The sequence below is a fragment of the Humibacter ginsengisoli genome, from assembly GCF_054780095.1.
In genome coordinates, this window is sequence record NZ_BAAGWZ010000001.1 from 317,042 (window position 1) to 341,158 (window position 24,117).

Consider the following 24,117-nt stretch of genomic DNA (forward strand, 5'->3'; position numbering starts at 1 on the left):
CCATCGCCGCACGCCGACGGCTCGTCGGGCGCCTCAGCCGCGGCCGACGAACGGCATGCCGGATGCCGTGATCACCAGCGAGTTCACGGTCGCGGATGCCGGCACGTTCGCCATGAAGAGCACGGCGCATGCCGCATCCTCGACCGGGAACGTCGGCTCGATGAGCAGCGATCCGTTGGGTTGCAGGGCACCGGCATCCGCCCCGAGGTCGTCCGTGAGGCGGGTGGCCGCGTTGCCGATGTCGATCTGGCCGCACGTGATGCCGAAGGCGCGGCCGTCGAGTTCGAGCGACTTGGTGAGCCCTGAGACGGCGTGCTTGGTCGCGGTGTAGGCGGCGGCGAGCGGCCGCGGAACGTGCGCGGAGATCGAGCCGTTGTTGATGATGCGGCCGCCCTGTGGACGCTGCCGTTTCATGATGCGCATCGCCGCCGCGCTGCACAGCATGACACCGGTCAGATTCACGGCGACGGCGGCGTTCCAGTCAGCGAGGTCGAGCTCGTCCACGTACGCGGCGGGAGGGAACATGCCGGCGTTGTTGAAGAGCACGTCGACGCGTCCCCAGGCGGTCTCCACTTGGCCGAACGCGTCGTCGACGGCGGCCGGGTCCGAGACGTCGGCCGGGGCGACGAGGGCGCGCGGATGCCCGTCCGCCGTCGCCTCCAGAGTGTCCCTGTGCCGCCCGAGAAGCGCCACGCGATAGCCGTCGTCGAGCATCGCGCGGGCGACGCCACGGCCGATGCCGGAGCCGGCACCCGTCACGACGGCGACGCGTTCGTGGGGCGACCCCGTGGCGTCGGCATCGGCGCCGCTCATGCGACGTTCAGCTCCGAGGCGATCTGCGCCGCGGCGGCCTTCAGGAGCGGGACGGCGCGCTCGCCGAAGTCCTCGTCGACGCGCGCGAGCGGACCGGAGACCGAGATGGCCGTCGGCGACGGTGCCCCGGGAACGGTGATGGCGTAGCAGCGCACGCCGAGTTCCTGCTCCTCGTCGTCGATCGCGTAGCCGCGCTCGCGGATGGCGGCGAGCTCGGTGAGCAGGTCGTCGACGTTGCCGATGCTGTGGGCGGTGGGCGTGGGCATCCCGACCCGGGAGACGATGCCGCGCACCGTGTCTTCGGGCAGCTGGGCGAGCATCGCCTTGCCGACGCCGGTGTCGTGCGCGTGGGCTCGGCGGCCGACCTCGGTGAACATGCGCATCGAGTGCTGCGAGGGCACCTGGGCGATGTAGACGACCATGTCACCGTCGAGCACGGCCATGTTCGCGCTCTCGCCGAGGTCGTTGACGAGCGAGGCCAGCTGCGGCCGGGCGAGTGAACCGAGGATGCGGTTGGCGCCCTCGCCGAGACGGATGAGACGGGGTCCGAGCGCGTATCGGCGGTTCGGTACCTGGCGTGCGTATCCGAGGGAGACGAGCGTGCGGAGCAGACGGTGGATGGTGGGCAGGGGGAGGTCCGTCGACGCGGCGAGCTCGCTCAGCGTCACCTCGCCGCCGGCATCCGTGATGAGCTCGAGCAGTTCGAACACGCGCTCCACCGACTGCACTCGCGGTGGTGCCTTGGCCTGCGTATCGGTCACAGTTCCTCCTGATCGTGGTTCGATCATTCCATCATGCGAAAAGCCCCGCTTGTCGAACCGCGCTGCATTTCCTTACCCCTGTCCGAGTTTGCGGATGCTTCTCCGAGAGACCCGCAGACCGCGGAGCGGGAAGGCTGGTGCGGTGGGTTTGTAATTCCGGTACGTAGAGAATAATATCCATATTGCGAAAGTTGTTGGATATCCGTCAGCCAGAGGAGTACACGCCGTGTCCGTGACAGCGAAACGACAAAGCACCGTGGAGCGGGCGAACGAGATCCTGACCGATGAGGCGCTCGCGTTCGTCGACGCGCTGCACGCGAGGTTCGCCGGCCGCCGCGACGAGCTGATCGCGGCCAGGCGGGTGCGCCGCGAGCAGGTCGCCCGCACCGGCCGGCTGGACTTCCTCCCCGAGACCGCCGAGGTGCGCTCCGGCGACTGGCGCGTCGCGGACGCGCCGGAGGCCTTGCACGACCGCCGGGTCGAGATCACAGGTCCCGCGACCCCGGCGAAGATGGCGATCAACGCCATGAACTCCGGTGCGAAGGTGTGGCTCGCCGACCTCGAAGACGCCAACACCCCGCACTGGTTCAACGTGATCGACTCGCAGGTGAACCTCAAGGATGCCGCGCGCGGCACCCTGCACTACAGTTCGCCGGAGGGCAAGACCTACGCGCTGCGCACCGATGCGCCGACCGCGGTCGTGATCGTGCGTCCGCGTGGCTGGCACATGGACGAGTCGAACCTGCAGTTCGACGGCCGGGATGCGGTCGGCGCGCTCGTCGACTTCGGGCTGCACTTCTTCCACAACGCCGCGCACCTGGCGAAGACCGGGCAGGGGCCGTTCTATTACCTGCCGAAGACGGAGAGCCACCTCGAGGCGCGACTCTGGAACGACGTGTACACGTTCGCGGAGGCTGAGCTGGGCATCCCGCACGGCACGGTGCGCGCCACTGTGCTGATCGAGACGATCCCGGCGGCGTTCGAGATGGAGGAGATCCTCTATGAGCTGCGGGAGCACGCATCCGGGCTCAACGCCGGCCGCTGGGACTACCTCTTCAGCATCATCAAGTACTTCCGCGACGCCGGGAGCGAGTTCATCCTTCCGGACCGCGCCGACGTCTCCATGACGGCACCGTTCATGCGCGCGTACACCGAACTGCTGGTGCGCACCTGCCACAAACGCGGCGCGTTCGCCATGGGAGGGATGGCGGCGTTCATCCCGAACCGGAAAGATCCGGAGATCACGGATGCGGCGATCGCCAAGGTGCGCGACGACAAGTTGCGCGAGGCGACGGACGGATTCGACGGCTCGTGGGTGGCGCACCCCGACCTCGTGCCGGTCTGCATGGACGTCTTCGACGCCGTGCTGGGCGACAAGCCGAACCAGCTGGACAAGCTGCGCGAAGACGTCAAGGTCACGGGGGACCAGCTGCTCGACGTGTCGTCCACACCTGGCAACGTGACCGAGGCCGGACTGCGCCTCAACCTCTACGTGGCTGTCGCCTACACCGCGGTGTGGCTTTCCGGCAACGGCGCCGTCGCGATCCACAACCTCATGGAAGACGCCGCGACCGCAGAGATCTCGCGCTCCCAGGTGTGGCAGCAGGTGCACAACCGGGTGCGATACAGCGACACCGGCAATGAGGCCACGCCGGAGCTCGTCGGACGTCTGCTGGACGAGGAGTCGGAGCGGCTGCGCAACGAAGTGGACGCCTCGTCGTTCGAGCGGTACTACGTGCCGGCCCGCGAGCTGATCCGCAGGCTGACGACGGAGGACGACTACATCGACTTCCTGACGACGCCGGCGTACGAGATCGTGGTGTGACGACGGCTGGTTCCGCTGCCCGACGGCTCGCGTCAGCCCGTGCGTACCGTCTACGTGACGGCCGACCGGTTCAGGCCGGATCTGCCGCCCCAGTGGGGAGCGGCGGCTGCGGATGCCGTCGCCGCTTTCGGCGCGGACCGCATCCGCAGCCGGGCATCTGAGTCATCTCGCCCGCCTCATAGAATGACCGAGTGGCAGGGGAGGGCGCGACCGAGACCGATGTCGCACCGCTCCCCGCCACACGCATCCGGCTCGGGATCGCGTACGACGGCTCCGGGTTCAACGGCTGGAGCAGACAGCCGGGGCTGCGCACCGTGCAGGGCGTGCTCGAGGAGGCCCTGCACACTCTCTTCCGCCGCCACGAGCCGGCGCCCACGCTGACGGTCGCGGGGCGCACGGATGCCGGCGTGCACGCGCTCGGGCAGGTCGCCCACGTGGACCTCACCGTCGATCAGGTGGACGCCCTGCTGCGCCCGCGCAAGCCGCGCAACGCGGCCGACGACGCGGATGCCGCGGCCGCTCTGCGCAGGCGGCTCACGGGCATCCTCGGCGCCGCCGACGCCGACGTCGTGGTCGGTTCGGCCGAACTGGCCGAACCGGGGTTCGACGCCCGCTTCTCCGCCCTCTGGCGGCGATACGAGTACCGCATCGCAGACGCCGCGGCCCCGAAGAACCCGATGACCCGCTCCAGCACGCTGTGGTACCCGGCCGCGCTCGAGGCGGACGAGATGGATGCGGCCGCAGGCACCCTGCTCGGCCTCCACGACTTCGCCGCATACTGCAAGCCGCGTGAGGGGGCGACGACCATCCGTACACTGCAGGAGTTCTCCTGGCGCCGGGACGCGGACGGCGTGCTCGTCGCGCGGCTGCAGGCCGACGCGTTCTGCCACAGCATGGTGCGGGCTCTCGTCGGAGCGTGCGTCGCGGTGGGGGAGGGGAAGCTCGAGCGCGACGACCTCGTTCTGCTGCGCGACGTCGGTGCGCGGACGAGCGCGTTCAAGGTGATGCCGGCGAAAGGACTCACTCTCATGGAGGTGGGGTATCCGCACGGCGCCGAGCTCGCGGCGCGTGCCGAGCAGACCCGTGCCCGCCGGGTGCTCTGATCGGGGCCGGCCCATCGGGTGGATCCGGCGACGATTCGCGGGAATTCAAGGCGTCGGGTAAGCTTTACCGTTGGTGTCCGCCGACTGCGGCGCGGCATCCGTAGTTGAGCCCTCCACCAGTGGCGTTTCCGCTTCATCGAAACGGCAACTCCGCGCCGGAGTGGGATTCACGACCAACCCAACCACGACACAAGAAAGCAGCCACTACTGTGACGCGCACTTTCAGCCCGAAGGCATCCGAGATCCAGCGCGACTGGGTCGTCATCGACGCCACCGACGTGGTGCTCGGCCGCCTGGCCAGCCACACCGCCGCCATTCTGCGCGGCAAGAACAAGCCGACGTTCGCTCCGCACGTCGACACCGGTGACTTCGTCATCATCGTCAACGCCGACAAGGTCGCCCTGACCGGCCAGAAGGCGCTGCAGAAGAAGGCCTACCGCCACTCCGGCTACCCGGGCGGTCTGAAGGCCGTTTCGTACTCCGAGCTTCTCGAGAAGAACCCTGTTCGCGCCGTCGAGAAGGCCGTTCGCGGCATGCTGCCGAAGAACTCCATCGGCCGCGCCCAGCTGCGCAAGCTCAAGGTCTACACGGGCAGCGAGCACCCGCACGCGGCTCAGCAGCCGAAGCCGTACACCTTCGACCAGGTCGCCCAGTAAGCGCCGGCCTCACCAGAACTCTTCTCGACTTAGACAAGGACTGAATTCCATCGTGGCGAAGATCTCCGACCAGCTCGAGGCCCAGGACGTGCCGCAGAGCTTCACAACCGAAACGCCGGCTACCGAGGCGCCCGCCGCGCCCCGCCCGGTTCTCAATGTTCCCGGTGCGGCCGTCGGCCGTCGCAAGCAGGCCATCGCCCGCGTGCGCCTCGTTCCGGGCTCCGGCAACATCACGGTCAACGGCCGTGAGTTCGCCGACTACTTCCCGAACAAGCTGCACCAGCAGCTGATCACCGACCCGTTCAAGGTGCTCGACCTGCTCGGCAGCTACGACGTCATCGCTCGCATCACCGGCGGCGGCCCCTCCGGCCAGGCCGGCGCGCTGCGTCTCGGCATCGCCCGTGCGCTGAACGGGATCGACGTCGAGAACAACCGCCCGACGCTGAAGAAGGCCGGCTTCCTGAGCCGCGACGCGCGGGTCAAGGAGCGTAAGAAGGCCGGTCTCAAGAAGGCCCGCAAGGCTCCTCAGTACTCGAAGCGCTGATCCGGCCTCCCAGAAGGCCCGCAGCTGCTATGGCGCGTCTTTTCGGTACGGATGGCGTTCGCGGACTGGCGAACGCCGAGCTGACGGCGGACCTCGCCCTGGGCGTCGCCCAGGCGGCCGCCGTCGTGCTCGGGCAGGGACGCAGCGCGGAGGCCCGGCGTGCGCAGGGCAAGCGCCCGGTGGCAGTCGTCGCGCGCGACCCACGCGTCTCGGGTGAGTTCCTTCTGGCGGCGGTGGCCGCCGGTCTGGCCAGCTCCGGCGTCGACGTTCTCGACGCCGGAGTCATCCCGACCCCGGCCGCGGCGTTCCTGATCGCCGACATCGGCGCCGACTTCGGTGTGATGATCTCCGCGTCGCACAACCCGGCGCCCGACAACGGGATCAAGATCTTCGCGCGCGGCGGCACCAAGCTGCCCGACGTCGTCGAGGACCGCATCGAGGCCGCACTCGGCAAGCCGAAGCTCACGCCGACCGGTGGCGAGGTTGGTCGCATCCGCCGTTTCGCGGATGCCGAAGACCGCTACGTGCTGCACCTGCTGGCCAGCCTGCCGCACCGGCTTGACGGCATCCACGTGCTGCTCGACTGCGCGAACGGCGCTGCCGCGGGCATCTCACCCGAGGCGTTCACGGATGCCGGTGCTCGCGTCACCGTGATCGGCGACGACCCGGACGGCATCAACATCAACGATGGGGTCGGTTCGACCCACATCGACAACCTGGCTGAGGCGGTCGTGGCGCACGGTGCCGACGTCGGCATCGCGCACGATGGCGACGCTGACCGGTGCCTCGCGGTCGACGCGAACGGAAACATCGTCGACGGCGACCAGATCATGGCGATCCTCGCCCTGAGCATGGCGGAGCGCGGCGTTCTGAAGCACAACACGCTCGTCACCACGGTGATGAGCAACCTCGGGCTGCGCCTGGCCATGGCCGAGCACGGCATCGACGTCGTGCAGACCAGTGTCGGCGACCGCTATGTGCTCGAGAAGATGAACGAGAACGACTTCTCGCTCGGTGGTGAGCAGTCGGGTCACGTCATCATGCGCGAGTTCGCCACGACGGGTGACGGCATCCTGACCGGGCTGCACCTCGTGAGCGAGATGGCGCGCAAGGGCAAGAGCCTGCACGAGCTGGCGAGCTGCATGACCGTGTATCCGCAGATCCTGGTGAATGTGCGAGGCGTCGACCACCATCGCCTGCACGAGGACGACGTGATCGCCGCAGCGATCGCGGAGGCAGAAGCCGCGCTGGGCCAGACCGGGCGCGTCCTGCTGCGCCCCTCTGGAACCGAACCGATGGTGCGGGTCATGGTGGAGGCCGCAGATCAGGAGACCGCCGACCATCACGCTCGAACGCTCGCCGAGGTCGTGCGCGTGCAGCTCGCGCTGTAGCCCGCGCACGCGAGCGTGCTCTCGGGAGCACGGGCCGGCGCGGTCGCTACAGCTTGCGGAGCAGCACGGACGACACCGTGTGGTCGCTGTCTTTGCGCAGCACGAGCTTCGCCCGCGACCGCGTCGGACGGATGTTCTGCAGCAGGTTCGGCTCGTTGATCGCGTGCCAGATCGACAGCGCCTGCGCGCGGGCCTCCTCCTCGGTGAGGCTCGCGTAGCGGTGGAAGTACGACTGCGGGTCGGCGAACGCGCCGCGCTGCAGCTTGAGGAACCGCTCGACGTACCAGCGCTCGATGTCGGAGGCACGGGCATCCACGTACACGCTGAAGTCGAAGAGGTCGCTGACCGCCAAGCGGTTGCCCCCGCCTGCCGGCTGCAGCACGTTGAGGCCCTCGACGATGAGCACGTCCGGATGCCTGACCACCACCTGCGCGTCCGGCACGATGTCGTAGCTGAGGTGCGAGTAGAACGGCGCGCGCACCTCATCGACGCCGCTCTTCACCGCGGTGACGAAGCGCAGCAGCGCGCGACGGTCGTACGACTCCGGGAAACCCTTGCGGCCCATCAGGCCGCGGCGTTCCAGCTCCGCGTTCGGGAGCAGGAATCCGTCGGTGGTGACCAGCTGAACGTTCGGGGTGGTGGGCCAGCGACTGAGCAGCTCCCGCAGCAGTCGCGCGGTCGTCGACTTGCCGACGGCGACCGACCCGGCGACGCCGATCACGAACGGGGTGCGCTCGGTGCGCTCACCCAGGAAGTCACTCGTCGTGCGCTGCAACTGTTGCGTGCCGGTCGCGTACATGCTGAGCAGGCGACTCATGGGGAGGTAGACCTCTGCCACCTCGCGAATGTCGAGGGTGTCGCCCAACCCGCGGAGTTGGGCGATCTCCAGCTCGGAGAGGGGCTGAGGTGTGCTTCTGGCCAGTTCGGCCCAGGCGGAACGATCGAGTTCGACGAACGGGGTGATCCGCGCGGACTGCGTCGCGCCGTTCGGGGCCATGGGCATCCAGTGTAGTGAGCGAGGGGAGTGTCAGAGTCGCCCCGCTAGAATCGGTCCCCATGTGCGGAATCGTCGGATACGTCGGCAGCGACCGGTCCCTTGAGGTGCTGCTGGGCGGTCTGAAGCGGCTGGAGTACCGCGGCTACGACTCCGCGGGCGTGGCCGTCATCGACGCGGTGACCGGCCGGCTGGGCGTCGCCAAGCGCGCCGGCAAGCTGGGCGTGCTCGAAGACGAGCTGGGCAGGCATCCGATCGCCGACGGCGCCACCGGGATCGGCCACACCCGCTGGGCGACGCACGGCGGTCCGACCGACCGCAACGCGCACCCGCACCTCGGCGACGACGGCAAGCTGGCCGTCATCCACAACGGCATCATCGAGAACTTCGCGGCGCTGCGCGAGGAACTGGCAGCCGACGGCTTCACCTTCGCCAGCGAGACCGACACCGAGGTGGCCGCTGCGCTGCTCGGCCGTGAGTATCGCGCGACCGGCGATCTGGCCGAGGCGTTCCGGCGGGTCGTGTCGCGGCTCGACGGCGCCTTCACGCTTCTGGCCGTGCACGAGGACCAGCCCGGCGTCGTGGTGGGAGCGCGCCGCAACTCGCCGCTGGTCATCGGGCTCGGCGACGGCGAGAACTTCCTCGGGTCGGATGTCGCCGCCTTCGTCGAGCACACCCGTCGCGCGGTCGCCATCGGTCAGGACCAGATCGTGGTGATCACGCCGACCGACGTCACCGTCACCGACTTCGCCGGAGACACCGTGGAGGTCGAGCCGTTCGAGGTGGCGTGGGATGCCGCAGCCGCCGACAAGGGCGGCTGGCCGAGCTTCATGGCCAAGGAGATCGCGGAGGAGCCGGATGCCGTCGCCAACACCCTGCGCGGCCGCGTACACGAAGGCCGCGCCGTCATCCCCGAGCTCGAGGACCTCGACGACCTGCTGACCGGCATCGAGCGCATCACGATCATCGCGTGCGGCACCGCGGCGTACGCGGGTCAGGTGGGCGCGTACGCGATCGAGAAGTGGGCGCGCATCCCGGTCGAGGTGGAGCTCAGCCACGAGTTCCGCTACCGCGACCCGGTGATCACGCCGTCGACGCTGGTCGTCTCGATCAGCCAGTCCGGCGAGACCATGGACACGCTCATGGCGGTGAAGTTCGCCCGCGAAGCCGGAGCCAAGACACTGTCGATCTGCAACACACAGGGCGCGACGATCCCGCGCGAGTCGGACGGCGCCGTGTACACGCACGCCGGGCCCGAGGTCGCGGTGGCCTCCACGAAGGCGTTCGTCGCGCAGATCACCGCTCTCTACCTGTTCGGCCTGCACCTGGCACGGCTGCGCGGAACGCTGACGGATGCCGAACAGCACGCGAATCTGGACCAGCTGACCGCGGTCCCCGGCAAGCTCGAACGCGTGCTGGAGTCCAGCGACGCGATCGCCCAGCTCGCGCACTGGATGAGCGACACTCGCGCGGTGCTGTTCCTCGGCAGGCACGTCGGCTTCCCGATCGCGCTCGAGGGCGCGCTGAAGCTCAAGGAGCTCGCGTACATCCACGCCGAGGGCTTCGCGGCCGGCGAGCTCAAGCACGGTCCGATCGCGCTCATCGAGCCAGGCCAGCCGGTCTTCGTCGTCGTGCCCAGCCCGCGCGGAAGCGACGAGATGCACAAGAAGGTGGTCTCGAACATCCAGGAGATCCGCGCCCGCGGCGCTCGGGTGCTGGCGATCGCCGAGGAGGGCGACGCCTCCGTGCTGCCGTTCGCCGACGAGGTGGTGCGCATCCCGCTGGCCGCGCCGCTGTTCGAACCGCTGCTCGCGGTCATCCCGCTGCAGATCTTCGCCATGGAGCTCGCGACCGCCAAGGGCCTCGACGTCGACCAGCCGCGCAACCTGGCCAAGTCGGTCACGGTGGAGTAGCGGATGCGACACCGCGGCGCGCGTGCCGCCCGTTCCGCTGCGGACGGCTGCGTCCCCTGCAGCGGACGCGATCGTGCGAACCGCACCACGGCGCAAGGGCGCCGCTCGTGATCGCCGGCATCGGTGTCGACATCGTCGACCTGGAGCGCTTCGAGCGCGCCATCGCACGCACCCCGAAGCTGCTCACCCGTCTGTTCGCCCAGAGCGAACAAGGACTGCCCATCCATTCGCTCGCGGCCCGGTTCGCGGCGAAGGAGGCGGTGGTCAAGGCGCTCGGGCGGGCCGACGTGGTCGTGGCATCCGACGTGGAGGTGGTGCCGGACGAGCACGGCAACCCGGGACTCGTGCTGCACGGCACCGTGGCCGAGGAGGCGGCAGCGCGCGGGATCACCCGGTGGCACCTCAGCATGACGCACGACGCGGGCGTGGCGTGCGCGTTCGTGGTCGCCGAGACCGACGACGCGGCCGGCGGGGGTTCACGATGAGCGAGCTCTCGCCGTTGCGGGAGGCCGTTGTCGACCTCGGCGCGATCCGCGGCAACGTCGAGACGCTGCGGCGGACGATCGGAACCGAGCACCTCATCGCCGTCGTCAAGGCGAACGGCTACGGACACGGGGCGGTGCCGGTCGCCCGCGCCGCGCTGGCCGGAGGAGCGGACCGGCTCGGCGTCGCCGATCTCGCCGAGGCGATCGAGCTGCGCGAGGCCGGAATCACCGCGCCCGTGCTCGCCTGGCTGCACGACTCGGATCCCGACTTCGACGCGGCGATCGCCGCCGGCATCGAGGTGGGGGTTTCGACCCTCGCCCAGCTCGACGCGCTCACCGCCGCCGCGAAGCGAGCCGGCGGCACTGCCGTGGCGCACCTCAAGCTCGACACGGGTCTTAGCCGCAACGGCGTCGCCCCGGATGCCTGGCCCGAGGTCGTTCGCGCCGCGCGCGCCGCGGAGACGGCCGGCCTGCTGCGTGTGGCCGGCGTCTTCAGCCACCTCTCCGGCACCGACGCAGAATCGGATGCCGCCCAGGCCGACGCGTTCGGCCGCGGCCTCGCGGAGGCAGCCCGCGCCGGCCTGAACCCGGAGCTCGTGCACCTGGCGGCCAGCGGCGCGGCGCTCACCCTGCCGCGCTGCCGATACAACACGGCGCGGGTCGGCATCGCGATCTACGGCGTCTCCCCGTTCCCCGACCGGGATCCGGGCGAGTTCGGCCTGCGCCCCGCGATGACGCTGCGCTCCCGCGTGGTCGCGGTGCGGCGCATCCAGGAGGGGCAGGGCGTGTCGTACGGGCACACGTACCGGGCGCCGCGCGACACGACGCTCGCGCTCGTTCCTGTCGGGTACGCGGACGGCGTGCCGCGGCAGGCATCCGGGCGCGCGCAGGTCTTGATCGGCGGGCGGCGGCATCCGATCGCCGGCCGCGTGGCGATGGACCAGATCGTGATCGCCGTGGGCGACGAGCCGGTGCAGGTCGGCGACGAGGTCGTGCTGTTCGGAGATCCGGCGACGGGTGCACCTTCGGCCGAGGACTGGGCGCGCGCCGCCGACACCATCGGATACGAGATCGTGACGAGGCTGGGCAGGCGGGTGACGAGAAGCTATGTCTGACGCAGGCCGGGGTCGGATGCCTCTGGCCGGCTCGCGCACGGTGCCCACGTCCGACGGGATGGAGGCGTTCGGCCACGAGCTCGGGCGCCTGCTGCAGGCGGGCGACCTCGTCGTGCTGTCCGGTCCGCTCGGCGCGGGCAAGACGACTCTCACGCGTGGCATCGGCGAGGCGATGAACGTACGCGGCCCGGTGACGAGCCCGACCTTCGTGCTGGCCCGCACGCATCCGTCGCTGAACGGCGGAACGCCGCTCGTGCACGTGGATGCCTACCGGCTCGGCTCCGCGCTGGAGCTCGATGACCTCGACATCGACTTCGCCCGCTCGGTCGTCGTCGTGGAGTGGGGAAGCGGCATGCTCGACGGCGTCGCCGATTCGTGGCTCGACGTCGCGATCGACCGCCCGACCGGTGCGGGAGAGGCGTCGGCGTCCTACGCGGGCCTGGACGAGGACGCCCCAGAGGAGCCGCGCACCGTGACGGTCACGCCGCACGGTCCCCGCTGGGCCTGACCTGACCCGTGGCGACCCTCCCGAAAATGACCTGCTGCAAAATACGCAAAATGCGCATTTTGCACCATCGCGTCCGAGCCGACACGGCGTCGGCCGGAGGGAGCGCGCGCTGCTTGACTACGCTGGAACGATGCTCCTCGCGATCGACACCTCGGCCGGCACATCCGTCGCTGTGGTGGACCGGGAGGGCGGCGTGCTCAGCGAGTTGAGCGTCGCGGACACGATGCGGCACGCCGAGGTGATCGGCGGGATGATCCGGGACGCGCTGGCACAGGCATCCGTCGTCCCCGCCGAGCTGTCCGGAGTCGCCGCGGGCATGGGACCGGGCCCGTTCACCGGCCTGCGCGTCGGCATTGCGGCGGCGAAGGCGTTCGCGCTCGGCATCGGCAAGCCCGCCGTGCCGATCGTGAGCCACGACGCTGTCGCACTCGAGCGATACGCCTGGGGCCACACCGGCCCGCTGTTGGTGGTGACGGATGCCCGCAGGCGCGAGCTGTACTGGAGCACGTACGGCGGCGTCGACGAGCTGGGCATCCCGTTGCGCACCGGCGGGCCGGGGCTGTCCAAGCCCGACGAGCTCGAACGCGCTGCCCTGCACGGCGCGGACGTGCCGCGACACGACGCGGCATCCGTCTCGGCCGGGCAGCTCGGCATGCTCGCGGAATGGCTGTACGCGGCGAGGCGTCCGTTCGCTGAAGATCGTCCGCTCTACCTGCGCTCGCCCGACGTCACGCCCTCGAGTGGTCCGAAGCGGGTGACGGCATGAGCGCGGTGCAGGCCGACGCCGTCGCCGGTCTCCGGCTGGCCACCGCGGACGATCTCGAGGCGATCATGGCGCTCGAGACCTCGATCTTCGTCACGGATGCCTGGTCGCCCGCCCTCATGCGCGCCGAGCTGACCGCACCGCACTCCTGCTACCTCGTGGTGGAGCGCGATGGGGACGTGGTGGCGTATTCCGGCCTGCGGGCGGTCCCCGGTTCCGGGGATGCCGACATCCAGACGATCGCGGTCGCCCCGGCTGCGAGGCGGTTGGGCCTGGGCCGCGCGCTCATGGTCGCCATGATCGGCGAGGCATCACGCCGCGGCGCCCGCGAGGTGTTCCTCGAGGTGCGGGCGGACAACCCGAACGCCCAGCGGCTCTACGATTCGCTGGGCTTCGTGTCGCTCGCGGTACGTCCGCACTACTACCAGCCCGACGACGTCGACGCGATCGTGATGCGCCTCACGCTCGGGGAGGCCTCCGCGTGATCGACGAACCACTGGTGATCGGCATCGAGACGTCGTGCGACGAGACCGGCGTCGGCATCGTGCGCGGCACCCGGCTGCTCGCCAACGTGATCGCCTCCAGCATGGAGGAGCACGCCCGCTACGGCGGAGTCGTGCCGGAGGTCGCCGCGCGTGCGCACCTCGAAGCGCTGGAGCCGGCCATCACGGAGGCGGTCGAGCGTGCCGGCATCCGTCTGGAGGAGGTCGACGCCGTCGCCGTGACCAGCGGGCCAGGGCTCGCCGGCGCACTCATGGTCGGCGTCGGGGCGGCCAAGGCGCTCGCCGTCGCGCTCGGCAAGCCGTTGTACGGCGTGAACCACCTCGTCGGTCACGTCGGTGCCGACCTGCTCGACGCCGACGGAGGTCCGGGCCGTGAGCTGGAGCTGCCGACGATCGCGCTGCTCGTCTCCGGCGGCCACACCTCGCTGCTGCACGTGCGCAGCCTCACCGACGATGTCGAGCTGCTCGGTGAGACCATCGACGACGCCGCCGGCGAGGCGTTCGACAAGGTCGCGCGTGTGCTCGGACTGCCGTACCCCGGGGGGCCGCAGATCGACCGAGTCGCCGCGCACGGGCATCCGGATGCCATCCGCTTTCCGCGCGGACTCTCGCTGCCCAAAGACCTGGCGAAGCACCGCTACGACTTCTCGTTCTCGGGGCTGAAGACCGCCGTGGCACGTTGGGTGGAGCGGCGAGAGGATGCCGGCGAGCCCGTTCCCGTCGCCGACGTCGCCGCGAGCTTCCGCGAGGCCGTTGCCGACGTACTGCTGCGGAAGGCGATCGCCGCGTGCATCGACCGCGAGGTGCCGAGGCTGCTGCTCGGCGGCGGAGTGGTCGCCAACGCGCGCGTGCGCCAGCTGGCGCAGGAACGAGCGGATGCCGCGGGCATCCGGCTGCGCATCCCCGCCTTGTCTCTGTGCACCGACAACGGCGCGATGATCGCGGCGCTCGCCGCGCAGCGCATCATGGCTGGGCACGCTCCGAGCGGACTCGACTTCGGTGCGGACTCGACCCTGCCTGTGACCGACGTGCAGGTCTGAGAACATCCACAGGATGGTCCGGCGTGCATGGGGACAGGTACCCATCGCGGTGCTTCGCGACGGCGAATAGCGTGCGGAATGCGCATTCGCTCATCGGGGTAACGGTTCGACACGCCGCGCGCGGCATGCATTGACACCCCTGAAGGCGGATGCCAGCATTGGCATACACAGCTTTCGCTCAGGTTCGATTCCGAGCGATGAACGACCGGCCGCTTTTGACGGCCGGCCCATTCGAAAGGATCAAGCACATGTCCGATCCCAACGCTCCTCAGGACCCGGCGGGCTCGCCGCAGCAGCCGCCGGCGTCCCAGCCGGCCGCGCCGCAGCCGGCTGCACCTCAGCAGCCCGCGCCGCCGCAGTACGGTGCACCACAGCAGCCGGCCGCACCGCAGTACGGCGCACCGCAGGCTCCGCAGTACGGGCAGCCGTACGCCGCTCCCGTGCAGAAGTCTCCGATTCTGAGCATCCTGTCGCTGATCGGCGGCATCGTCGGAATCATCGGCTCCTTCTTCTACTTCGGTGGTCTGTTCGCCATCGCGGCCGTCATCCTCGGCTTCATCGGGCGGAGCAGGGAGCCGCAGGCCAAGGGCTTCTGGCTGACCGGCATCATCCTCGGTTTCGTCGCCATCGCGCTCGAGATCATCGTCATCATCGTGCTCGTGGTGATCCTCGCGTCGGTGAGTTCGTCACTCAACAACTACTGATTCAGCACCACTGATCCATCTGCGGCGCGGCGACTCGGATTTCGTTCCGAGCGCTGCGCCGCTGACGTCTACTGACGAAGGAAGGTCCGATGTCCGATCCAAATGCTCCGCAGAATCCGGAGCAGGTGCCCGCGCCGGGTGGCGAGCCCCGGCAGGAGCCGCCGGTCGCACCGCCGTCGGCACCTCCGGTGCCGCAGCAGCCGTCCGCTGCTCCTCCGCAGCCTCCGCAGCCGAACGTGCCTCCTCAGCAGCCGTACGGCGCCCCGCCGGCTCCGCCCGTTCCGCCCCAGCCGTACGGCGCGCCGCAGCAGCCGTATGGCGCGCCGCAGCAGCCGTACGGTGCGCCCCAGCAGCCGTATGGCGCGCCGCAGCAGCCGTACGGTGCGCCCCAGCAGCCGTACGGTGCCCCGCAGCAGCCCTACGGTGCGCCCCAGCAGCCTTATGCTCCGCAGCAGCCGCCTGCCCCGCAGTATGGGGCTCCCGTGCAGCCTCCGTACGGCGCTCCGCAGTACGGGCAGCCGTACGCGCCGACGCCCTCGAAGACCCCGATCCTGAGCATCCTGGCTCTGATCGGCGGCATCGTCGGCGTCATCTCGGTCGGCTGGGGCGTGCTGTTCGGCATCGCCGGTATCGTGCTCGGATTCCTGGGCAAGTCGCGCGAGCCGCAGGCGAAGGGATTCTGGCTCACCGGAATCATCCTCGGCTTCGTCTCCGTCGCCTTCATCCTGCTCTGGATTCTCATCATCGTGATCGGCGCGATCGCCTCGGCCAGTTACAACTCCGGCTACTGAGCACCGAAACGACACGAGGGCCGTTCCGCATCATCGGAACGGCCCTCGTTTGTCTCAGCCCGCGCGCTCGACGAGAAGCGCAACATGGCGTGCGCCGATCCGGGTGAGCACGAGGGTCGCGGATGCCTCGCCCCTCAGCCGGAGCCGCTTGCGCAGTGCCGCGGGGTCGACATCCGCTCCGCGCTTCTTGATCTCGAGGGTTCCGATCCGGCGACTTGCGAGCGCGGCGCGCAGCTCCGACTCCTTGACCGGCAACTCCTCGATGACCCGGAACGCGTCAGCGAACGGGGTGCGCGTCAGGGTGTCGGCCGTGAGGTAAGCGATGTCGTGGCGGAGCATCCTCGCCTTCAGCGTGCGGGCGAGGTCGCCGATCAGCCGCGCACGGATGACAGCGCCGTCCGGTTCATACAGATACTCGCCGAGGTCCCCGGTCGGCTCGTCGGCGGAATCGGCCCCGCCGGTGAGTTCGGTCGTTTCGTCTCCGTGCATGACGAGCGCCGCGCGGCGGATGCCGTCTCGTGCGAGCGGCCCGGTCCAGACGCCGACCTCCACCACCTGCCCGTCCACCGAGATCCACTGCGCCTCAGCGCCGTCGGGGATAAGGGCACGGTCGACGCCTGGTCCGAGTTTGACGCCCACGGGCATCCGCTCGGCAAGACCGAAGACGAAGTCGAGACTCGGCGACCACTCGGCCGGGTCGGAGAGCCGTCTCGTGTTCGCGTGCCCGGAGGTGCGGCGAGCTGGGTCGAGATAGGCGGCGTCCTGCCCGGTCAGCTCTGCGTCTTCGGCCCGTGACTGGCGCACCGTGGCGTTCGGGAAGGGCGCCAGGTTGTAGCTCGCGATCGCGGCCGTGACCTCGTCGGCGTCCACGGCCGTGACGTCGAGGTCGAGCGCGGCCATGGCCATGGCGTCGCCTCCGATGCCGCACCCCAGGTCGGCCACCCGAGTGAGGCCCGCTCGGGTGAAGCGTGCCGCGTGACGGGCGGCCACCTGCAGGCGGGTCGCCTGCTCCAGCCCTGCCTCCGTGAACAGCATGCGCGAAGCGAATGGACCGAACTTCGCCGCGGCCTTGCCGCGCAGCTTGGACTGCGTCAGCACCGTCGCCACCAGCCCGGGCGGATGCCCCTGCTTGCGCAACGCGCTCACCATGCGCACCACGTCGGCCGCGCTCTCGTACGGCGGCAGGGAGTCCAGCAGCCGCAGACCCTCCGGGCTCAGCAGCTCGACCAGTTCCGCGCGTTCCACTGCGACAACCTATCGCGACAACTCCACGCGCGAGGGTGCGCGTCCGTTTCGCCGAGGGTGCGCGTTCGTTCCGGCGAGGGTGCGCGTCCGTTCCGGCGAGGGTGCGCGTTCTCCCCGGACGCCCGGTACGAGTTGACCTCAACATTGGTTGAGGTCCTAGGCTCATCAGAGCGGAGGGCGGCACGGGTATTGCATCGAGCGCCACTCTGGGCAACCGCCCGAGGATGCCCGCACCTCCCTCCGCCCTCACCTGCACGACCCGAGCACCTCCCGGAACCCGAGACACGACCCGAACGCATGACCGCAACTGAACCCCTGGCAACTCCCGCTTCGTCTCCCGAGGCCCTGGCTCGGCGCATCGCCGTGCCGGCTCCCCGAACGGCGACCCCAGAAGCCTTCAAGGACGCCTTCCGGCTGCATCCTGCCGGCATCGCGCTGATCACCGCGCTCACCGCAGACGGGCCTGTCGGACTCACCGCCTCGAGCGTGGCATCCGTGAGCGCAGATCCACCGGCGTTGGCGTTCTCCGTGACGCGCGCGACCGGAAGCGCCGGCGGCATCCTGTCGGCGCCGACCCATCTCGTACACCTGCTCGACGCCGCGCACGTGGGGCTGGCGGATGTCTTCGCGCACTCGGGAACGGACCGCTTCACTCTGGAACAAGGCTGGTCGGCGCTGCCCACCGGGGAACCGCATCTGCCGAGCGCGCGCGTCGCGCTGCGGTGTCGCATCCTTCAGAGCACTCCGGTCGGATCGTCCGTGCTCGTGCTGGCGGAGGTGCTCGAGATTCATGCCGGAGAACCGGGCGAGCCGGTCGCCTACCTCGATCGGGCGTACCGCGCGCTCTCCGATCCGTCGTAGCGCGGCTCGAGCACCGCCGCTCATGGAATCGCGTCCCTCGCTTGCACTCACGTTGCACGAGTGCCAACGGTGCGCCTACACTGCTCATTAGCACTCTCACTGTCAGTGTGCTAACTACGTCTTCAGTACAAAGTACAGAAAGAGGTCAACCGTGTCGGTCTCCATCAAGCCGCTCGAGGATCGCATCGTTATCAAGCAGGTCGAGGCTGAGCAGACCACTGCGTCCGGCCTGGTCATCCCGGACACCGCCAAGGAGAAGCCGCAGGAGGGCGAGGTCATCGCCGTCGGACCCGGTCGCATCGACGACAACGGCAACCGCGTTCCGCTCGACGTCAACGTCGGCGACAAGGTGCTCTACTCCAAGTACGGCGGCACCGAGGTGAAGTTCGGCGGCGACGAGTTCCTGGTGCTCTCGGCTCGCGACGTGCTGGCCGTCATCGAGCGCTGACGCTCAGTCTGCTGTCGCAGCAGACGTAACGCTTCGAAGGGGTCCGGATGCCTGGCATCCGGGCCCCTTCGGCGTCCGTGTCGGTGGCTTCGCCCTACGATTGTGCGGTGTCCGAATCCGCGGGAAACGACCCCACCACGTCACCAGCTGTAGCCGCGCCCGCTCGTGCCGGCCGCGGCATCGTGTATGCGGTCTCGGCGTACTTCATCTGGGGATTCCTCCCGATCTACTTCATTGCGCTCGCGCCGACCGGTCCGTTCGAGATCGTCGCCTGGCGCGTCGTGTTCTCGCTCGTGTTCTGCGCCATCGCGATCGTCGTCACACGGGCGTGGCGCGCTTTCGCGGTCATCCTGAGGCGTCCGCGCATCGTGCTCATCATGGGCGCGGCCGGCGCGCTCATCTACGTGAACTGGCAGACGTACGTGTACGCGACGACGTCGGGTCAGGTGGTCGAGGCATCCCTCGGCTACTTCATCAACCCGATCGTCACCGTTCTGCTCGGCGTGATCGTGCTGCGCGAGCACCTGCGCATCACGCAGTGGATCGCGATCGGCGTCTCGGTCGTCGCTGTTGTCGTGCTGACTGTCGGATACGGTCGGCTGCCCTGGATCGCGCTTCTCCTGGCGTTCTCGTTCGGCCTCTACGGGCTGGTCAAGAAGCAGGTGGGGCGCAACGTGGATGCCCTCAGCGGCCTCACGCTCGAGACCGCGTGGCTCACGCCCGTCGCGATCGTGCAGCTGATCGTGGTCGGTGTGACGACGGGCATCACATTCGGCCACGTGAGCCTGCTGCACGCCGTCGGCATCGTCGGTGTCGGCGTGATCACGGCGGTGCCGCTGCTGTTCTTCGCGGCGGCGTCGCGCCGGCTGCCGCTCATCGTGATGGGGTTCATTCAGTACTTCACGCCGATCCTGCAGCTCATCGTCGGAGTCGTGCTCCTGCACGAGACGATGACGCTGGAGCGCTGGATCGGATTCGCCCTGGTCTGGGTCGCGCTCGTCGTGCTCACGGTCGACATGGTGCTCGCGGTGCGACGCGATCGACGTGCGGCGGTGCTGGGGGATGCGCCGTCGACGGATGCGGTCTCCTCCGACCCGTTGCCCGAATAGGACTGCCTGAACGATCCCGCACTCTCGGGCGGTCGGACGCGCCCTCTCGGGAATGGGGATTCTGGGCCGATCGTCGGGCGCAGAGCGCATAGTGGAGGCATGTCGATCGGCGCGTTGCTGCTCGTCAGCGCTGCACTCGGTACGAGCTTCGCGGAGTCTTACGCGCTTGCTCTCTACCGCCGCGCGGTGCGCGGTTCGCGGGAACGCTACGTGTGGCGCAGCCGCTACATCGTGCTCGCGATGCTGGTCGCCGTGATCTCCGGCGCCATCGCGGTGCTCGATGTGATGCAGGGCGACACGTTCTTCGCGGCGCTCTGGCTGGCGATCGCGGCGATGCGTGTGGTGGTACTCGTGCTCAACCGCGACAAGGACGACGACGACTGGTTCAAACGCACCGGACGGCGCATCCGTTCGGGGGTGCGCAGGCTGGCGGCCGCGCTGCGTCCGGCTCCGGGTGTCGGGGCACCGGTTCCCGCCTGAGCGGCCGTACAGGCGCGCGCGCAGCCGGGCACAGGCATCCGGAATGCTGAGCCGATGCGCGGCGTTAAGATGGAACATCCGCGCTCAGGACCCTGCAGCGAAGCCCGTGGCTACTCCATGCGAGCCGGATGCGACGAGCACAGACGAGAACAGGGGAGAGATGGACCAGGCGGACCCGTTCGGATTCATGGGACTGACGTACGACGACGTGATGCTTCTGCCGGGGCACACGGATGTGATTCCGAGTGAGGCCGACACGTCCTCGCGCCTGACCAAGCGCATCAGCGTGGCAACCCCGCTGCTCTCCAGCGCCATGGACACCGTCACCGAGTCGCGCATGGCCATCGCCATGGCCAGGCAGGGTGGCCTCGGGGTGCTGCACCGCAACCTCTCCATCCAGGACCAGGCGACCTTCGTCGACAAGGTGAAGCGCAGCGAGTCCGGCATGGTGAGCAACCCCGTGACGACCACGCCCGACGCGACGGTCGAAGAGGTGGACGCTCTGTGCGGGCAGTTCCGCGTCTCGGGCCTCCCCGTCGTCGAGGATGACGGCACGCTCGTCGGAATCATCACGAACCGCGACATGCGCTTCGTCTCGCAGTTCGAGAAGTCGTCGACCCTCGTGCGCGACGTGATGACGAAGGCGCCTCTGATCACCGCCCCTGTCGGAGTCGACCCCGACTCCGCGATCGCGATCTTCGCGCAGCACAAGATCGAGAAGCTGCCGCTGGTGGACGCAGAGGGCAAGCTGCGCGGGCTCATCACGGTCAAGGACTTCGACAAGAGCGAGAAATACCCGAACGCCACCAAGGACTCCGAGGGCCGGCTGCGCGTGGGCGCGGCGATCGGCTTCTTCGGCGACGCCTGGGACCGGGCGATGGCCCTGGTTGACGCGGGCGTCGACGTGATCGTCGTCGACACCGCCAACGGCGACAGCAAGGGCGTACTGGAGATCATCCACAGGCTCAAGCGTGAGCCGCGCTCGGCACACGTCGAGGTGATCGGCGGCAACGTCGCCACTCGCACCGGAGCGCAGGCGCTGGTGGATGCCGGTGCCGACGCCATCAAGGTCGGCGTGGGTCCCGGCTCCATCTGCACCACCCGGGTCGTCGCCGGCGTCGGCGTTCCGCAGATCACTGCCGTGTACGAGGCGTCCCTCGCCGCACGTCCAGCTGGGGTTCCGGTGATCGCGGATGGCGGCCTGCAGTACTCGGGCGACATCGCGAAGGCGCTGGTCGCCGGTGCCGACACCGTCATGCTCGGCTCGCTGCTCGCCGGATGCGACGAGAGCCCGGGCGACCTGGTCTTCGTGAACGGCAAGCAGTACAAGAACTACCGCGGCATGGGGTCGCTCGGCGCTCTGCAGACGCGCGGCAAGAAGACGTCGTACTCGCGTGACCGCTACTTCCAGGCGGATGTGCCGAGCGACGACCAGCTGATCCCCGAGGGCATCGAGGGCCGCGTCGCCTACCGCGGACCGCTCTCCTCGGTCGCCTACCAGCTCACCGGCGGCCTTCGGCAGTCGATGTTCTACGTCGGCGCACGCACGATCCCGGAGCTCAAGGAGCGCGGCAGGTTCGTGCGCATCACGCCGGCGGGCCTCAAGGAGTCGCACCCGCACGACATCCAGATGGTCGTCGAGGCGCCCAACTACACCCGCTGACGCGCCGGCCGCCGCCGGTTCCTCGCTGACGCCGCTACGCCGGTCCTGGAGCAGCGTGTCTCACTTGTTGTGGTTTCGGGACGCCAAACCCGCAGGTTGTGAGACATGCTTGAGCAGCGTGTCTCACTTCTTGAGACTTCGGGATCCCGAACCCGCAGGATCTGAGACATGCTTCAGCGGTGCGTCTCACGTGTTGCGGTATTCGGTGTCCGGAAGTCCCCGTCGTTTGACCGGGCCGGGTCGCTCTGCGAGAATTACTGTCCGAACGGTCGGTAACTAAAGGCGGCCGTGCAGACCTGGCTGTGGCAGTTCTGGCGCGATGAAGGGCGGGAGCGGATGACCGACGCTCGGACTACCCGCATCGAGCGCGGCGACGATCGCATGGTGGTCACGCTTGACCGGCCGCAGACCCGCAATGCGATCGATCAGCGCATGGTCGACGAGCTGCACGGGGTGTGTGCCGAGCTGGAGGTCGAGCCGCGCATCCTGATCCTCGCCGGCGGCGACGGCGTGTTCGCGTCGGGTGCCGACATCGCGGAGCTGCGCGACCGCACGGCGCGGGACGCGCTCGCCGGCATCAACACACGCCTGTTCATACGCATCGCGCGTCTACCGATGCCCGTGATCGCCGCGGTCGACGGGTGGGCTCTCGGTGGCGGTGCGGAGCTCGCGTACGCGGCGGACTTCCGCATCGGCACGCCGCGCACCGTGTTCGGCAACCCTGAGACCGGGCTCGGCATCATCGCCGCCGCCGGCGCCACCTGGCGGCTCCGCGAGCTCATCGGGGAGCCGCTGGCGAAGCAGATTCTGCTGGCCGGTCGTCGCCTCGATGCCGAGGAGTCGCTGCAGGCGGGCCTGCTCGGCGAGGTCGTCGAGCCATCCGAGCTGATGGCGGCAGCGCAGCGGCTGGCCGACCGGATCGCCTCGATGGATGCCGCGGCCACGATCGCGACGAAGGCGGTGTTCGCGGCGCCGGCCGACGAGCATCCCGAGATCGACCTTCGAGAGCAGGCCGTACTCTTCGAGTCGCCGGAGAAGCACCGGCGGATGACGGACTTTCTGGAGCGAAGGCAACGCAAACAGCGCGCGACGGACGGGAGCGCACGATGACGGCCGGCCTGCCGAGGGTCGTCGGCGTGCTCGGCGGCGGAACAATGGGCGCCGGAATCGCACACGCGTTCCTGGTCGCCGGATGCCTCGTGCGCGTCGTCGAGCGTGACGACGAGCAGTGCGAGGCGGCATCCGCTCGCGTGCTTCGTGCCGTCACGGCCAGCGTCGAGCGCGGAACGACGGAGGAGAGCGTCGAAGCCCTGAACGATCGGCTGTCGGTGGGCGCGGACGACGCGGCGTTCGCGGAGTGCGGCCTGGTGGTCGAGGCGGTGCCGGAGCAGTTCCAGCTCAAGATCGACTCCCTGGCGCGAGTGGCCCGGTCGGCGCCAGACGCCGTCATCGCGAGCAACACCTCGTCGATCTCGATCGACGACCTCGCGGCGACGCTACCGGAGCCCGAACGGTTCCTCGGACTGCACTTCTTCAATCCGGTTCCCGCCTCGAAGCTCGTGGAGGTGGTGCGCGGAGCCGCGACCGCCGAGACGATCCTGCGCGCAGCGCAGGACTGGGTGGCCGCCATCGGCAAGACCGCCGTGACGGTCGCGGATGCCCCCGGTTTCGCATCCAGCCGGCTCGGCGTCGTGCTCGGGCTGGAGGCGATCCGCATGCTCGAGGATGGCGTGGCGAGCGCTGAAGACATCGACCGTGCGATGGAGCTGGGCTACCGGCATCCGGTCGGACCGCTCCGGCTCACCGACATCGTGGGTCTGGATGTGCGTCTCGGCATCGCCGAGTACCTTCACGGCCGGCTCGGCGACAGGTTCGAGCCGCCACAGCTGCTGCGCGACAAGGTGGCCGCAGGGGAACTCGGCCGCAAGACGGGCCGGGGCTTCTTCGAGTGGAACGCGCCGTGATCCCTCAGGCGTGCGGGTCCACGATGAGGTTCGTGATGCGGGCGGTGCAGAGCAGGCGGCCCTCTTCGTCGGTGATAGTGACGGCGTGCGAGGTCACGCGGCGACCGAGACTGATCGCCTCGGCCACGCCGGTGACGAGGCCAGATCGCGCCGAGCGGTGGTGCGTGGCGTTGATGTCGAGCCCGACCGCGGACCTGCCAGGGCCCGCATGGATGACCGCAGCCCACGATCCGAGCGCCTCGGCGAACGCGACGGATGCCCCGCCGTGCAGCAGCCCGAACGACTGGCGGTTGCCCTCGACCGGCATGGTTGCGACGACGCGTTGCGCGGACTGCTCGAGGATCGTCACGCCCATCTTGACGTCGAGCTCGCCCAGCACGATGCGCCACGTGCCGTCGTCTTCGCTCACAGCCGCCATGCCGCACCCCGATTCAGTCC

General features: G+C 69.3%; 26 protein-coding genes and 1 pseudogene. 22 read left to right on the top strand and 5 right to left on the bottom strand.

The genetic code is table 11. The features are described from left to right. Positions 1–33 precede the first annotated feature (33 nt). On the bottom strand, positions 34–813 hold the full coding sequence (locus ACYVI5_RS01240) for an SDR family oxidoreductase (protein ID WP_460578652.1): 780 nt from the start codon (positions 811–813) through the stop codon (positions 34–36). Beyond that, complete coding sequence (locus tag ACYVI5_RS01245) at positions 810–1,574, bottom strand: IclR family transcriptional regulator (RefSeq protein WP_460536798.1); 765 nt, start codon at positions 1,572–1,574, stop codon at positions 810–812. Before ACYVI5_RS01245 ends, ACYVI5_RS01240 begins: the two co-directional genes overlap by 4 nt. A 226-nt stretch (positions 1,575–1,800) precedes the next feature. Between ACYVI5_RS01245 and aceB the strand changes: the two genes are divergently transcribed. From aceB to glmM, 6 genes and pseudogenes are all read left to right on the top strand, one after another. Beyond that, positions 1,801–3,399 carry a malate synthase gene (aceB, locus tag ACYVI5_RS01250; protein ID WP_460578653.1) on the top strand — a complete coding sequence of 533 codons (1,599 nt, stop codon included), beginning with the start codon at positions 1,801–1,803 and terminating at the stop codon, positions 3,397–3,399. A 15-nt stretch (positions 3,400–3,414) separates the two neighbouring features. Then, positions 3,415–3,522 (top strand): annotated as a pseudogene (locus ACYVI5_RS01255) (DUF6986 family protein); the annotation flags it as partial. 68 nt (positions 3,523–3,590) lie between these two features. Continuing rightward, positions 3,591–4,502: a tRNA pseudouridine synthase A gene (truA, locus tag ACYVI5_RS01260; protein WP_460578654.1), complete on the top strand. Its 912-nt coding sequence runs from the start codon at positions 3,591–3,593 to the stop codon at positions 4,500–4,502. A gap of 209 nt (positions 4,503–4,711) precedes the next feature. Continuing rightward, positions 4,712–5,158, top strand: coding sequence for a large ribosomal subunit protein uL13 (rplM, locus tag ACYVI5_RS01265; RefSeq protein WP_460536792.1), 447 nt, complete (start codon positions 4,712–4,714; stop codon positions 5,156–5,158). Positions 5,159–5,210: 52 nt separating this feature from the next. Then, complete coding sequence (gene rpsI, locus ACYVI5_RS01270; protein ID WP_440292534.1) at positions 5,211–5,702, top strand: 30S ribosomal protein S9; 492 nt, start codon at positions 5,211–5,213, stop codon at positions 5,700–5,702. A 29-nt stretch (positions 5,703–5,731) separates the two neighbouring features. Beyond that, positions 5,732–7,093, top strand: a complete 1,362-nt coding sequence (gene glmM / locus ACYVI5_RS01275) for a phosphoglucosamine mutase (RefSeq protein WP_460578655.1) — start codon at positions 5,732–5,734, stop codon at positions 7,091–7,093. A 46-nt stretch (positions 7,094–7,139) separates the two neighbouring features. Here the strand turns inward: glmM and coaA are convergent, their stop codons facing one another. Beyond that, a complete protein-coding gene (gene coaA / locus ACYVI5_RS01280) occupies positions 7,140–8,090 on the bottom strand; it encodes a type I pantothenate kinase (RefSeq protein WP_460536788.1) in 951 nt (316 codons plus the stop codon). 59 nt (positions 8,091–8,149) lie between these two features. Here coaA and glmS point away from each other — a divergent pair, with 59 nt between their 5' ends. From glmS to ACYVI5_RS01325, 9 genes are all read left to right on the top strand, one after another. Then, on the top strand, positions 8,150–10,000 hold the full coding sequence (gene glmS / locus ACYVI5_RS01285; RefSeq protein ID WP_460578656.1) for a glutamine--fructose-6-phosphate aminotransferase: 1,851 nt from the start codon (positions 8,150–8,152) through the stop codon (positions 9,998–10,000). 107 nt (positions 10,001–10,107) lie between these two features. Further along, positions 10,108–10,485, top strand: coding sequence for a holo-ACP synthase (locus tag ACYVI5_RS01290; protein ID WP_460578657.1), 378 nt, complete (start codon positions 10,108–10,110; stop codon positions 10,483–10,485). After that, entirely contained in the window at positions 10,482–11,600 is a 1,119-nt protein-coding gene (gene alr, locus ACYVI5_RS01295) for an alanine racemase (protein ID WP_460578658.1), read from the top strand. The genes ACYVI5_RS01290 and alr overlap by 4 nt, the downstream gene beginning before the upstream one ends. Further along, positions 11,593–12,108, top strand: coding sequence for a tRNA (adenosine(37)-N6)-threonylcarbamoyltransferase complex ATPase subunit type 1 TsaE (gene tsaE / locus ACYVI5_RS01300; RefSeq protein WP_460578659.1), 516 nt, complete (start codon positions 11,593–11,595; stop codon positions 12,106–12,108). Before alr ends, tsaE begins: the two co-directional genes overlap by 8 nt. A gap of 130 nt (positions 12,109–12,238) precedes the next feature. Further along, positions 12,239–12,874 (top strand): tRNA threonylcarbamoyladenosine biosynthesis protein TsaB, encoded by a 636-nt coding sequence (gene tsaB, locus ACYVI5_RS01305; protein WP_460578660.1) that lies wholly within the window; start codon positions 12,239–12,241, stop codon positions 12,872–12,874. Next, complete coding sequence (gene rimI / locus ACYVI5_RS01310) at positions 12,871–13,356, top strand: GNAT family protein (RefSeq protein WP_460578661.1); 486 nt, start codon at positions 12,871–12,873, stop codon at positions 13,354–13,356. The genes tsaB and rimI overlap by 4 nt, the downstream gene beginning before the upstream one ends. Further along, positions 13,353–14,414 (top strand): tRNA (adenosine(37)-N6)-threonylcarbamoyltransferase complex transferase subunit TsaD, encoded by a 1,062-nt coding sequence (gene tsaD, locus ACYVI5_RS01315; protein WP_460578662.1) that lies wholly within the window; start codon positions 13,353–13,355, stop codon positions 14,412–14,414. The genes rimI and tsaD overlap by 4 nt, the downstream gene beginning before the upstream one ends. 248 nt (positions 14,415–14,662) lie before the next feature. Continuing rightward, positions 14,663–15,118 carry a DUF4190 domain-containing protein gene (locus ACYVI5_RS01320; protein ID WP_460578663.1) on the top strand — a complete coding sequence of 152 codons (456 nt, stop codon included), beginning with the start codon at positions 14,663–14,665 and terminating at the stop codon, positions 15,116–15,118. Between the two features lie 89 nt (positions 15,119–15,207). Continuing rightward, positions 15,208–15,909: a DUF4190 domain-containing protein gene (locus ACYVI5_RS01325; RefSeq protein WP_460578664.1), complete on the top strand. Its 702-nt coding sequence runs from the start codon at positions 15,208–15,210 to the stop codon at positions 15,907–15,909. A gap of 54 nt (positions 15,910–15,963) precedes the next feature. On the opposite strand, the gene ACYVI5_RS01330 is transcribed toward ACYVI5_RS01325, so the two are convergent. Next, the gene (locus ACYVI5_RS01330) at positions 15,964–17,154 is read right to left on the bottom strand and encodes a class I SAM-dependent methyltransferase (RefSeq protein ID WP_460578665.1); all 1,191 of its coding nucleotides are present in this window, start codon (positions 17,152–17,154) and stop codon (positions 15,964–15,966) included. A 297-nt stretch (positions 17,155–17,451) separates the two neighbouring features. Here ACYVI5_RS01330 and ACYVI5_RS01335 point away from each other — a divergent pair, with 297 nt between their 5' ends. The 7 genes from ACYVI5_RS01335 (at position 17,452) to ACYVI5_RS01365 (ending at position 23,679) form a co-directional block, all read left to right on the top strand. Further along, positions 17,452–18,015, top strand: coding sequence for a flavin reductase family protein (locus ACYVI5_RS01335; RefSeq protein WP_460578666.1), 564 nt, complete (start codon positions 17,452–17,454; stop codon positions 18,013–18,015). Positions 18,016–18,166: 151 nt separating this feature from the next. Beyond that, the gene (gene groES, locus ACYVI5_RS01340; protein WP_170024899.1) at positions 18,167–18,463 is read left to right on the top strand and encodes a co-chaperone GroES; all 297 of its coding nucleotides are present in this window, start codon (positions 18,167–18,169) and stop codon (positions 18,461–18,463) included. Between the two features lie 47 nt (positions 18,464–18,510). Further along, entirely contained in the window at positions 18,511–19,572 is a 1,062-nt protein-coding gene (rarD, locus tag ACYVI5_RS01345; RefSeq protein WP_460578667.1) for an EamA family transporter, read from the top strand. Positions 19,573–19,671: 99 nt separating this feature from the next. Next, on the top strand, positions 19,672–20,052 hold the full coding sequence (locus ACYVI5_RS01350; RefSeq protein ID WP_460536761.1) for a hypothetical protein: 381 nt from the start codon (positions 19,672–19,674) through the stop codon (positions 20,050–20,052). 160 nt (positions 20,053–20,212) lie between these two features. Further along, positions 20,213–21,715, top strand: coding sequence for an IMP dehydrogenase (gene guaB / locus ACYVI5_RS01355; protein ID WP_460578822.1), 1,503 nt, complete (start codon positions 20,213–20,215; stop codon positions 21,713–21,715). 336 nt (positions 21,716–22,051) lie between these two features. Beyond that, complete coding sequence (locus tag ACYVI5_RS01360; protein WP_460578668.1) at positions 22,052–22,825, top strand: enoyl-CoA hydratase/isomerase family protein; 774 nt, start codon at positions 22,052–22,054, stop codon at positions 22,823–22,825. Further along, complete coding sequence (locus tag ACYVI5_RS01365; protein ID WP_460578669.1) at positions 22,822–23,679, top strand: 3-hydroxyacyl-CoA dehydrogenase family protein; 858 nt, start codon at positions 22,822–22,824, stop codon at positions 23,677–23,679. Before ACYVI5_RS01360 ends, ACYVI5_RS01365 begins: the two co-directional genes overlap by 4 nt. A gap of 4 nt (positions 23,680–23,683) precedes the next feature. On the opposite strand, the gene ACYVI5_RS01370 is transcribed toward ACYVI5_RS01365, so the two are convergent. Next, the gene (locus ACYVI5_RS01370) at positions 23,684–24,097 is read right to left on the bottom strand and encodes a PaaI family thioesterase (protein ID WP_460578670.1); all 414 of its coding nucleotides are present in this window, start codon (positions 24,095–24,097) and stop codon (positions 23,684–23,686) included. Positions 24,098–24,117: the final 20 nt, after the last annotated feature.